The organism is Arthrobacter sp. 05L45_2 (genome assembly GCF_056397525.1).
Map to the genome: position 1 here is coordinate 1 of NZ_JBFTNO010000304.1, position 2,317 is coordinate 2,317.

Annotated in this window: 4 protein-coding genes; 1 reads left to right on the forward strand and 3 read right to left on the reverse strand. The window is 65.9% G+C overall.

What is annotated here, in order from left to right; translation table 11 throughout:
• Positions 1-137: 137 nt before the first annotated feature.
• Positions 138-569, reverse strand: coding sequence for a LexA family protein (locus tag AC1DHD_RS15750; protein ID WP_476880611.1), 432 nt, complete (start codon positions 567-569; stop codon positions 138-140).
• 358 nt (positions 570-927) lie between these two features.
• A complete protein-coding gene (locus AC1DHD_RS15755) occupies positions 928-1,548 on the reverse strand; it encodes an L-threonylcarbamoyladenylate synthase (protein ID WP_476880612.1) in 621 nt (206 codons plus the stop codon).
• Positions 1,549-1,656: 108 nt separating this feature from the next.
• Between AC1DHD_RS15755 and AC1DHD_RS15760 the strand changes: the two genes are divergently transcribed.
• The gene (locus AC1DHD_RS15760) at positions 1,657-1,974 is read left to right on the forward strand and encodes a DUF6457 domain-containing protein (RefSeq protein ID WP_476880613.1); all 318 of its coding nucleotides are present in this window, start codon (positions 1,657-1,659) and stop codon (positions 1,972-1,974) included.
• A 103-nt stretch (positions 1,975-2,077) separates the two neighbouring features.
• Here AC1DHD_RS15760 and AC1DHD_RS15765 read toward each other — a convergent pair.
• Positions 2,078-2,317: hypothetical protein (locus AC1DHD_RS15765; protein ID WP_476880614.1), on the reverse strand; the 240-nt coding region annotated here is incomplete at its 5' end.

The following is a 2,317-nucleotide window of genomic DNA, read 5'->3' on the forward strand; positions in this document are numbered from 1 at the left end:
CTCCAGGGACTCCAGGGAGGGGTCGAAGGCGCGTTCGGCGCTGGCATAAAAACAGTTCACGTCCACGAGGGCGATGCTGCCGCCGGACCGGGGTTCAATCATCACACCAACCTTCCTGCTCGGGCACCCGTTCAGGTTCAGACATGGTGCAGGCAGCGTGTGGCGACGCCCCAGACGACGAGGTCGGACAGGGCCGGGACCCGGATGTCCGGGTAGCGCGGGTTGTCTGCCTGCAGCACCACGCCGGAGGCGGTGATGCGGAGACGCTTGACCGTGAGCTCGCCGTCGAGGACGGCGACGACGACGCATCCGTCACGCGGTGCCAGCGCCCGGTTCACGATCAACTCATCGCCGTCGCTGATTCCGGCCCCCTCCATCGAGTCCCCCGACACCCGGACGACGTACGTACTGGTGATGTCCTTGATCAGGTGTTCATTGAGGTCGATCCGGCCGTCGAAGTAGTCCTGAGCCGGCGACGGGTATCCGGCCGCAACAGCGACCGGCGAGATCAGGACCGACAGCAAGGACGCGCCCGCATCTATCACGCGGGGACCAACAACAACGCTCACAACACACCCTTTATTCGAATATATCTTCGAATAAAGGGTAGCCCCGGGCGCCGACATTTGACCGGCCCTGCGGAATCGGAATCGCGGGCCCCGGCGAACCAGGGGCAGGACGCGCCTCCCCACGCAATACACCTGCGCCGACGGCGATTCGGGGGACATGGTTGCGCACGAATTCGGTATCACTCCGGTGGTTCCGAGGTCCTTCAACAGGTCCGCCGTGATTCGAGCCGGTGCAGTCCTCGACGTCCGGGGGCAACGTCCCCCCAGCTGGGAGCCCGGGTGCGTTTGTGCCGAACCCGGACGGAGCGGCGACATATACAGTCCGGGCCGGCGACACGGTGGCTGGTGTATGCGGCGGCTACTCGAAACGGGACGGGTCGCCCATACCGCGGCGGACAACCTCGGCCACGCCGCTCGAGAAGTCGATGACCGTCGTCGGCTCCGCCCCGCAGTCGCCGGAATCAATGACGGCGTCCACCACGTGGTCCAGCCTCTCCTTGATTTCCCAGCCCTGGGTCAGCGGCTCTTCCTCATCCGGCAGCAGCAGGGTGCTGGAGAGCAGGGGCTCGCCGAGTTCGGCCAGCAGCGCCTGGACCACCCGGTTGTCCGGGATGCGCACACCGACGGTCTTCTTCTTCGGGTGCAGCAGCCGCTTGGGTACTTCCTTGGTGGCCGGAAGGATGAAGGTGTAGCTGCCCGGGGTCACGGCCTTGATGGTGCGGAACACATCATTGTCGATCTGGACAAACTGGCCGAGCTGGGCGAAATCTTTGCACACCAAGGTGAAGTGATGCTTGTTGTCCAGCTGCCGGATGGCGCGGATGCGGTCCAGGGCGTCCCGGTTGCCCACCTGGGCTCCGAGGGCGTAGCAGGAGTCGGTCGGGTAGGCGATGAGGCCGCCGGACTTCACCATGTCCACCACCTGGGTGATGGAGCGGGGCTGGGGGTCCTCGGGGTGCACATCGAAGTATCTCGCCATGGCATGAGCTTACGCCCGGGGAGGGGGCGCATTGCGCATTCGCCGGGATCGGTGCTAACCCTTGAGGGACAACCGAACCGCCCGAGCACCGACGATGAGGAGTTGCAGATGACTTTGCCCCGAGATGAAGACAGTGCACTGCGGCACTGGAGCGCCCGGCTGATCCAGGCCTTGCAGATCCTGGATTTGGAAGTGGACCACGAGAAGATTGTGGAAGTCGCCGAAGAGTCAGTAAAGGCGGTCGGCCCGCACGCGGACGCCATCAGCGCCTTCATCGTCGGCTACGCCGCAGGAACCGCGTCCACCAACGGCCGGAAGAGCACCCAGGAGGCCGTGCACGCCGCATCCAATAAAGTCATCGAACTGTGCGAGCACGGCGAGTCCGGCGGCCCGGACGAGAAGGGCTGGGCCAAGCGGGCCCAGTAGCGGCGCCGTCATGCTCCCGGTAAGCGCCGGCTAGCGGACGCAACAGCACCAAACAACAGACAGGCCGCGCTCCCGCCGGGGAGCGCGGCCTGTCTGTTGCCGGCTAGGCCGATGCGTTAGCGGCGGTGTGCAGCCGGTCCGGGCTGTCGGGGGTCTGGTCCAGGCTTGGTTCAAGGCGGACGATGACGGCCTTCGAGACCGGGGTGTTGCTGCCCTCGGCGGTGTGGTTCAGCGGCACCAGGACGTTGGCCTCGGGGTAGTACGCGGCGGCGCACCCGGGGGCCGTGGGGTAGGAGACCACACGGAACTTCCGCAGCACACGTTCGACGCCGTCGTGGTACTC

What these genes read in the sequence shown, in the direction of transcription:
- AC1DHD_RS15755 (WP_476880612.1), bottom strand. Translation starts at nt 1,548, where the DNA reads ATGGCGAGATACTTCGATGTGCACCCCGAGGACCCCCAGCCCCGCTCC.
- AC1DHD_RS15760 (WP_476880613.1), top strand. Translation starts at nt 1,657, where the DNA reads ATGACTTTGCCCCGAGATGAAGACAGTGCACTGCGGCACTGGAGCGCC.